Genomic DNA, 8,364 nt, shown 5'->3' on the forward strand with positions numbered 1-8,364 from the left:
GCTGCCATAGACGAAGCGGTCGGCGCCGGCGCCGCCGGTGAGCGTGTCCTTGCCGCCGGAGCCGGTGAGCACATCGTTGCCGTTCCAGCCCTGCAGGGTGTTGGCACCGCTGTGGCCGACCAGGCTGTCATTGCCCTGGCTGCCGGAGAGATTCTCGATGCCGGTCAGGGTGTCGCCCTGCGCCTCGCCGCCGTTGCCGATGCCGGTGACGAGATTGACCGAGATCCCGGCCGAGCCGGTGAAGTAGCTGGCGGTATCGGTGTCGGTGCCGCCGTCGAGATAATCCGCCCCGGCGCCGCCGCGGAGAATGTCGTTGCCATCGCCGCCATAGAGCGCGTCGTCGCCGCCGAGGCCGTTGAGCGTGTCGCCGCCGCCGAGGCCGTTGATCTCGTCGGCGACCTGCTCATGGCCGTAGAGCGTGTCGGCGTCCTCGTCGCCGGTCAAGATCCCGTCGCGCGGGTCGATGATCTGGGTCCGGATCTCCTCCGTCTTGGCGCTGTGCCATTGGACCACCAGCCGGCCGTCGGCCAGCGCCGCGACATGCGGGATGTACTGGCCCCCCACGCCGTCGGTGGTGGTGTTGACGGTGAACTGGCTGCCGACCCGGGCGCCGAAGGCGTTGAAGACTTGGCCGACGATATTGTAGTCGGCGCCGTTGATACCCGACGAGGAATCGGACCAGACGGCGACGAAGCCGCCATCCGGCAGGGCGACCAAGTCGGGGAAGATCTGATGGTTCTTGAACATCGCGTTGGCCACGAACTCGTTGCCGACCTGCCCCCCGGCGCTGTCGTAGATCTGGGCGTGGATGCTGACGCCCCGCCGGTCCTGCAGCGCGGTCGAGAATTCGTACCAGGCGATGACGAAGCCGCCATTGGCCAGACCGACCACCACGGCCGGGTGGTCGGGCGACCCGGCGACGCCCAGTGTGTTGTTGACCTGGATCGAAGCGGTGACGGGGTCGCCGTCCGCTTCGAACACGCGGTACCGGTAGTTGTTGCCGTTGCGGTCGAGCCAGGTGACGACGAAGCGGTCGCCGCCGTCGATCTCGGCGATCGCGGGTGCTTCCTGGATGCCGGTGAGGGCGTCGTCGTTGACAGTGCCGGCCCCGGCCCCGAGCTCGAGGATGTTGTCACCGAGCTGAAAGACGAGGAGCTGACCGGTGCCGAACGAGGTGATCGCCGCTCGGCTTTCGGACACGGCCGGGGTGGCGAAGCCCTGCTCGTTCTGGAACACCCCGTCGGCCGAATATGTTCGCATCCAGACGTCATTGGCGCCGGTGGAACTGGTGAAGGTCACGGCGAAGCCGCCATCCGCCAGCGCTGCGACCTGCGGCTCGGAATGCTCGCCGGCGATCCCGCTGCCGACCACGATCTGCGCGCCGACCGGGTTGCCGAGCGCGTCGAAGCGCTGGGCCAGCACCTGCTGGGTATCCTCCCACACCACGACATAGCCGCCATCGGCCAGCCCGGCGACATCCGCTTGGCTGCCCCCGACCGTGGTGCCGGTGGTTCCGACGACCTTTTCGCTGCCCCATTTCCGTACCGCCATGATGATCCCCCTTTCTATTCGATGTCCGCCGGATCAGAGCACGAAGTCGCCGGCGACAAGTGCGACGGTGCCGGTGAGCTGGATGTGGAAGTCCGAGGTGCCGTCGCCGTCGACGTCGCCGGCGATGGTGGTGACGCCGCCGGCCGCGGCATAGCGGAGCTGCCCCGCCACGCCGGTGTAGAGGCCGGTGCCGATGAAGCTGAACGCCTGGTCGCCGGCTGCGCCGCTGTTGGCGTCGATCGCCGCCAGATTGATCTTGTCCCCCTGGGCGTGGCTGAAATCGGTGATCCGATCGGCATCGGCCCCGACCACGCTGTGGGCCGCGTAGCCATAGACGAAGCGGTCGGCGCCGGCGCCGCCGGTCAGCGTATCCTTGCCGCCACCTCCAGTGAGTGCATCGCTGCCGTTCCAGCCCTGCAGGACATTGGCATCGCTGTCTCCGACCAGGCGGTCATCCCCCTGGCTGCCGGAGAGATTTTCGATCCCGCTCAGGGTGTCTCCCTCGGCCTCGCCGCCGCTGCCCGAGCCGGTCGCGAGGCTGACCGTGACGCCGATCGAGCCGGTGTAGTAGCTGGCAATGTCGATGCCAGTGCCGCCGTTGAGATGGTCGGCCCCGGCGCTCCCTCTCAGGATGTCGTTGCCGCCCTCGCCGATGAGATTGTCGAATTCCGCGCGACCCGTCAGCGTGTCGTCGAAGTCGCTGCCCAGAAGCCGCTCGACACTGTCGTAGGTGTCTCCTTCGGCATCGCCATTGTCGCCCGTGTTCGCGGCAAGGTTCACGATCACGCCGACCGCCGATCCGTGATAGGAAACAGCGTCGTTCCCACCGTCGCCGTAAAACCGGTCGGCGCCGGCACCGCCGACCAGATAGTCGCTGCCGCTGCCGCCATGGAGCGCGTCGTCACCGGCGTCGCCGAGAAGAGTGTCGCTGCCGCCGTCGCCCTGCAGCAGATCGTTGTCGGCCCCGCCATGAAGATTGTCCTGGCCGGTTCCGCCGTAGATCCGATCTCCGCCGTTGCCGCCATAGGCGATATCGTCACCGGACCAGCCGATCAGGGTGTCGTCGCCGCCATTGCCGTGGAAGCGATCGTCGCCGGCCCCGCCGTCGACGGTGTCGTCGCCGGAGCCGAGGAAGAATTCGAACACTTCGATGTTGGTGATCGACAGGCCGTTCGACGAGCTGAGACTGCTGCCGGTGGCCTCGCTGATGCTCAGGGAAAAGGCGGCCGGGGATGCTTCATAGTTGATGATCAGCCGATCCCGGTTGCCGCCGCCGTCGACCGTGTCGGCTCCGCCGCTGACGGTGATCGTGTCGTCCCCGGGGCCGCCGAAAATCTGGTCCGCGGTCGGGGCTGCGGAGGTCGGGCCGTCATAGAGACGGTCGTCGCCGGAAAATCCTTCGACGTGGTCGGTCGCCGCCGTGCCGAAATAGACGTCGTCCTCAACGGTGCCCGTGAAATGGGCCATGGTCTTTCTCCTGCCGGCAACCGGCGCGGAGCGTGCGGTCGGCGGCTGTTGGTTTCAGGGAATGCTGTCTCAGGGACGTGTCGTCGCCGGTTGCCGCAGCACGGCGCCAGCGAGCTGCCGCCCGGCCGCATGGCGCGGCGCCAGCACCGCCAGCTGGTGCGGCGAGGCCGGCATGGCGCCGAGCACGAGCGGGGATGATGGCGCCTGCTCCCGCAGGTCGGCCAAGCCGGTGAGCTGGGCCTGGTGCGGCGCGATCGGGAGCCCTTGCGTTTCGAAGATGGCGGTCTGTGCCCGCGCCGCGCCGGTGCTGCCGAGCAAAAGCGCTGCGACCGCCGAGATGAGGATTGTCTTCATGATCGCCTCCCTCACCGGCCGTGGCGCACGGCGTGATCGATCGCGCCGCGGGTGATGCCGATGTCGAGCAGAAGGCGATCGTCCAGCTGCCGCAGATAGCGGGCCTGGCGCAGCAGCAGGCTGGTCTCCCGGACGTGGCGGACGGCATCCCCCAGGCCGCGCACGATGCGGCGCCCGAGATCGCCCGGCGTCCGGCCGGCATCGAGGCCGGAAGGGGCAAAATTGAAGGTCATGACAGGCTCCTGAGCTGGGTTTGTTGGAACCCCTGCAGCCTGCCCTGCCGCTGTTTCAGTCCTTTGCCGCCGGTGTTTCAGCCTGTGCCGTCGCCCCCGCCGGGGTCGGATCGAACAGGTAGCCCTCGCCGGGCACCGTCCGGATGAGCTGCGGATTGGCTGGGTCGAGCTCGATCTTCCGTCGCAGCCGCATGATCCGCAGATCGAGGCTCCGGCTGCCGTTGTCGAGCGCCTCGCCATGGGCAAGGTCGGACAGCTGGTCGCGCGACAGGATCCGGCGTGGATGCAGGACGAAGGCGAGGAGGAGCTCCATCTCGCGCGCGGTCAGCTCGATCGGGCGCCCCGCCGCGTCGACCAGCCGCTTGGCGTCGAGATGGAGACTGTGCCGGCCGACCGGCTTGCAACGGGACGACGCGCTGTCGGGCGCGACCGCGATGCGGCGCAGCACGCTGCGGATCCGGGCGAGCAGCTCCCGCGGCTCGAAAGGTTTGCTCAGATAGTCGTCGATGCCGAGCGCGTAGCCCTCCAGCCGCGACTCCACCCCGTCGGCGGCGGTGAGCATGATGATGCCCAGGTCGCACCCGCTGCCGCGCAGCCGCCGGGCGACGGCGAAGCCGTTTTCCCCCGGCATGTTGAGATCGAGCACGATCAGATCGGCCGGCTCGGCGGCGAGACACGTGTCGAGTTCCGCCCCGCCGGACGCCGCCCGGACGCGAAACCCGTTCAAAGCGAGATAATCGGAGAGGAGCGCCCGGACGCCCGTTTCGTCATCGACGATCACGACACGATTCCGGCCAGTCACGACGCGGCCTCCTTCGCCTCATCGGCCAGGGCCGCCTGCGGCCCGTCCGGCCGCAGCAGGCGCCGCACCGCGCCGCGCAAGGTATCGAAGTCGAGCGGCTTCTCCAGCACCGGCAGCCGCCGGTCGGTGATGGCCGCGTCCAACTCCGCGCCCAGCGCATCGCCGGTGACGACGATGCTGCGATGGAGCAGCGCCGGGGCGATCCGCTCCACCTCCGCGATCAGCTGCGCCCCATCCATGTCCGGCATGCGCAAATCGGTGATGAGCACGTCGTAGGCGCGGGCGCGGATCAGCTCGATGGCCGCGGCGCCGCTGGTGGCGATGTCGATCTCCAGCCCGTCGCCGGCCAGACGCTCCGCGATCAGCTCGGCCAGTTCCTCCTCGTCGTCGACCACCAGGATCTGGCCGGACAGCGACCGAGGCAGGAAGGGTTCGCGGAACTCGACGTCGGGCGACTGCGCCGAAGGCGCGGCCGGCAGACGGACGGTGAAGGTCGCGCCTCGGCCGACAGAACTCGCCAAGGTCAAGCTGCCGCCATGCGCCTCGACGATGCCGCGGCTGACCGCCAGCCCGATGCCGGTCCCCATGCCTTGCGGCTTGGTGGTGAAGAACGGTTCGAAGGCCCGGCGCTGCACCTCGGCATCCATTCCGGGTCCGTTGTCGCTGATCGCGATGACCACGTCGCCCGCCTCGGCGTGTCCGGTGATGCGGATTCGCCGCGGGCCCGGCACGAGCGCCAAGGCATGCTGCGCGTTGACGATCAGGTTGAGGAAGACCTGGTGCAGCTGGTCACGGTCGGCATTGACCGGCGGCAGATCGCCGGGAAGCGCATTCTCGATGGTGACCGAATGGGTTCTGAGGCCGTAGGAGGTGAGCTTGAGCGCATCATCCAGGACCTCGGCCAGGGCGACCCGGCGGCGCTCCGACGGCTTGGCCCGCGCCATCGCCAGGAACGCCTTGACGATGCGGGCGCAGCGTTCCGCCGCGGCCTGCACATGGGCCGCACGCTCCCGCATCGGCTCGCTCTCCGCCAGCTCGGCCAGCATCCCGGCATAGCCGATCACCACCGACAGCGGATTGTTCAGCTCATGCGCCACGCCGGCGAGCATGGAACCGAGCGCCGCCAGCTTCTCGCTCTGGTGCAGCGCTTCGCGCTGGCGTTCCAAGGCCAGGGCCGTGGCCTTCCGCTCGGTCAGGTCGCGACCGACCGCCTGGGTCGCGACCAGCTTTCCTTCGTCGTCGAAGATCCCGGTGTCGGTCCATTCCTCCCAGCAGACGCGGCCATCCGGCATGATGACGCGAAGCTCCGTCCAGGTTGTCGGATTCTCCCGCGTGAGGGCCGCGACATTCTTGCGCAATCGCGCGAGATCCGACGGCTCGATCCGAAGGTATTGGTCGGTGGTTGCGCCGAGCAGCTGTTCCCGAGAGACCCCGATGTGGCGGCAATAGGCATCGTTGGTGAAAAGCACACGGTTGTCGGGCAGGAACCGCACCACGAATTCGGTCTGGGTCTCGACCACGGCCCGATACTCGGCCTCGCTCGCCTCCAGCCGCTTCTGATACAGCCGGGCCGAGGCGAAGGCGTGGCTGACCGCGTCGAACCAGGGCCGCCACACGGCGGGCGGCGCTGGTGCGGCCGGTTGCGGCTCGTCCTGCGTCTCCGCCTGGATATGGCGCACCAGCATCAGACCGGGGCGCACCAGATGGCGGCCAAGGATGATGATGGCGACCGCGAGCGTCACCAGCAGGCTCAGCAGGATCAGGCCGACCGGGGCGAAGCGCGGCAGCAGCTGCCGAAGCAGCTCGGCTTCCGAGACGACATGGATCAGCCAGAATGGTTCGGCCGCGGCCCGCTGGGCCAGGATGTAGGTGCCGTCGATGCTGCGGAAGCTCTCCGACGGTGTCAGGATTTCCACGGTCGGTCGCGTCGCCAGCCCCGATGGCAAGAGCGATGTCAGATCATCCGGCGTCGAATTTTCGCCGGTGGCCGCGTTGCGCGCGGCCAGCACCTGGCCCCGTTCGTTCGCGATCGCGATTGTCCCGGGGGTCTGCGACAGGTTTTGCAGCAGTTTGGCAAAGGTCTCCAGGGTGACATCGGTCGCGACGATGCCGAGGAAACGGTCCTGCCGATAGATCGGGGCGCCATGGGTGACCATCCGGCCGGCCCCCGCCGCGTCCAGATAGACCCCGGTCCAGTAAGGTTTGCGCTCCGGATCGGCACGCGGCGTGCCCAGCTGGAAGATGTCGTACTCGTTCCAGCTCGCCAGCAGGCTGCGGACGTCGTGGCCGCCTGCCGCGACCGAGGCCGCGAGCGTCTCCTCGGCGGGGGCTCCCGGATAGATGACCGAGAACAGCCGGCTCTGGGAGAAGTAGTAACTCCATTGCAGAGAGCGCGAGGTCAGATGGCCCAGCCGCATCGGCTCGACCAGGTCGAGGGCGGCGTCGAACTCGCCATAGGCCGGTCCCAGCGTCTCGACGAGCTTCGCGTCGGCCAGGACGAAGCTGAAGTCGGACGAGAGGTCGGCCCGCAGATGGTCGGTGTAGAAGCCCTCCATCCGCGTTGTCCCGATCATCGGCGCTTCATAGCGCAGGAATTGGCGGAAGGGTGTCGGTCCGCGCCCGATGTCGTCGGCCAGGCGCTCTTCCATGAAGGCCTTCAGCCGGGCGATATGATCGACCGGGGCTGCGAGCAGCGCCTCCAGCGCGGTGTGGCGGTCGTCGGTCTGCCGGGCGATGTCTCCGAGCAGGATGCGGCGCTGCTCGACATATTGCAGGATCCCGAGCCCGAGGATCAGCAGCAGCAGCGGGAGGCTTGCGACCAGAAGCAGCCAGGCGGCGCGCCGGGTCAGCGCTCGGGTCTGCCGCTGGATGCTGGTCTCCGTCATTGGCGCCGCGCCCGCCGCGGCGCCCCCATCTGCCCATGCCACCATATCAGCTCTCGTCGAACCCCGCTGCAACGTCCCGCTGCGGTCGAGGTTGGCATGGCGATGTATCAATCCGGTGTCGTGGGCGGTTTCCCGTCCCAGAAAAACGCACTATTCTCAGACGATATATTCGCAATCGATTGCTTTCGATCATGGCCGGGATCGTAATCGTCGACGATGAAGCATCCCTCCGGCACATGGTCCGCGACTATTTCGAACTGGCCGGCTACCGCGTGCGCGAGGCCGCGGACGGCAGCGATCTGCGGCGGCTGATCGAGATCGAGGGATACGAGCCGGGTGCCGAGGTCGTCCTGCTCGACGTGGCGCTGCCGGGCGAGAGCGGCTTCGAGCTCGCCCGCTTCCTGCGCGAGCGCCACGACCGGCTCGGGGTCATCATGCTGACCGCGGCGACGTCGGTGGTCGACCGCGTGGTCGGGCTGGAGGGCGGCGCCGACGACTACGTGACCAAGCCGTTCGACCTGCGCGAGCTGGTGATGCGCGTCAATGCCGTGCTTCGCCGCCGCGCCGCGCGATCCCACGCCCGGACCGGCTCGCCGGTCCGGTTCGGACCGTATCGCCTTGACCTGGCTCAGTTCCGGCTCTTCACGGAGGCTGGCGTTCCGGTCGACCTGCTGCCGACCGAGATCGATCTCGTCGTCGCCTTCTCGACCAACCCGGACAAGGTGCTGTCGCGGGAGCAGTTGCTGAAGCTTGCCCCGGCGCGCGGCGACGACGCGCTCGACCGCAGCATCGACAGCCGCATCACGCGATTGCGGCGAAAGCTGGAGCGCGACCCGCAGAACCCGATCCTGATTCAGACGGTGCGCGGCACCGGCTATATCCATCCGACTTTCTCGTAGGAAGGCCGATCGTCTCCTCGTCACAGCACGAAGTCGCCGGCCACGAGGGCGATGCTGCCGGTCAGCACGATGTGGAAGTCGGAGGTGCCGTCGCCGTTGACGTCGCCGGCGATGGTGGTGACGCCGCCGCCCGCGGCATAGCGCAACTGCCCGGCGACCCCGGTGAAGGTCGC

Annotated in this window: 7 protein-coding genes; 1 reads left to right on the forward strand and 6 read right to left on the reverse strand. The window is 68.3% G+C overall.

Annotation, left to right across the window (positions count from 1 at the left end; genetic code table 11):
- From KXR53_RS35190 to KXR53_RS35215, 6 genes are all read right to left on the reverse strand, one after another.
- On the reverse strand, positions 1 to 1,551 hold a 1,551-nt coding region (locus tag KXR53_RS35190), incomplete at its 3' end, for a calcium-binding protein (protein ID WP_437380281.1).
- Between the two features lie 33 nt (positions 1,552 to 1,584).
- The gene (locus KXR53_RS35195) at positions 1,585 to 3,018 is read right to left on the reverse strand and encodes a calcium-binding protein (RefSeq protein WP_437380282.1); all 1,434 of its coding nucleotides are present in this window, start codon (positions 3,016 to 3,018) and stop codon (positions 1,585 to 1,587) included.
- A gap of 69 nt (positions 3,019 to 3,087) precedes the next feature.
- Complete coding sequence (locus tag KXR53_RS35200; protein ID WP_437380283.1) at positions 3,088 to 3,372, reverse strand: hypothetical protein; 285 nt, start codon at positions 3,370 to 3,372, stop codon at positions 3,088 to 3,090.
- Positions 3,373 to 3,383: 11 nt separating this feature from the next.
- Positions 3,384 to 3,605: a DUF1127 domain-containing protein gene (locus KXR53_RS35205; protein ID WP_437380284.1), complete on the reverse strand. Its 222-nt coding sequence runs from the start codon at positions 3,603 to 3,605 to the stop codon at positions 3,384 to 3,386.
- Positions 3,606 to 3,660: 55 nt separating this feature from the next.
- Positions 3,661 to 4,407: a response regulator gene (locus tag KXR53_RS35210; RefSeq protein ID WP_437380285.1), complete on the reverse strand. Its 747-nt coding sequence runs from the start codon at positions 4,405 to 4,407 to the stop codon at positions 3,661 to 3,663.
- Positions 4,404 to 7,292, reverse strand: a complete 2,889-nt coding sequence (locus tag KXR53_RS35215; protein ID WP_437380286.1) for an ATP-binding protein — start codon at positions 7,290 to 7,292, stop codon at positions 4,404 to 4,406. Before KXR53_RS35215 ends, KXR53_RS35210 begins: the two co-directional genes overlap by 4 nt.
- Before the next feature lie 191 nt (positions 7,293 to 7,483).
- Here KXR53_RS35215 and KXR53_RS35220 point away from each other — a divergent pair, with 191 nt between their 5' ends.
- Positions 7,484 to 8,191, forward strand: coding sequence for a response regulator (locus tag KXR53_RS35220; protein ID WP_437380287.1), 708 nt, complete (start codon positions 7,484 to 7,486; stop codon positions 8,189 to 8,191).
- Positions 8,192 to 8,364: the final 173 nt, after the last annotated feature.

Source organism: Inquilinus limosus, assembly GCF_051487185.1.
GTDB lineage: Bacteria > Pseudomonadota > Alphaproteobacteria > DSM-16000 > Inquilinaceae > Inquilinus > Inquilinus limosus_F.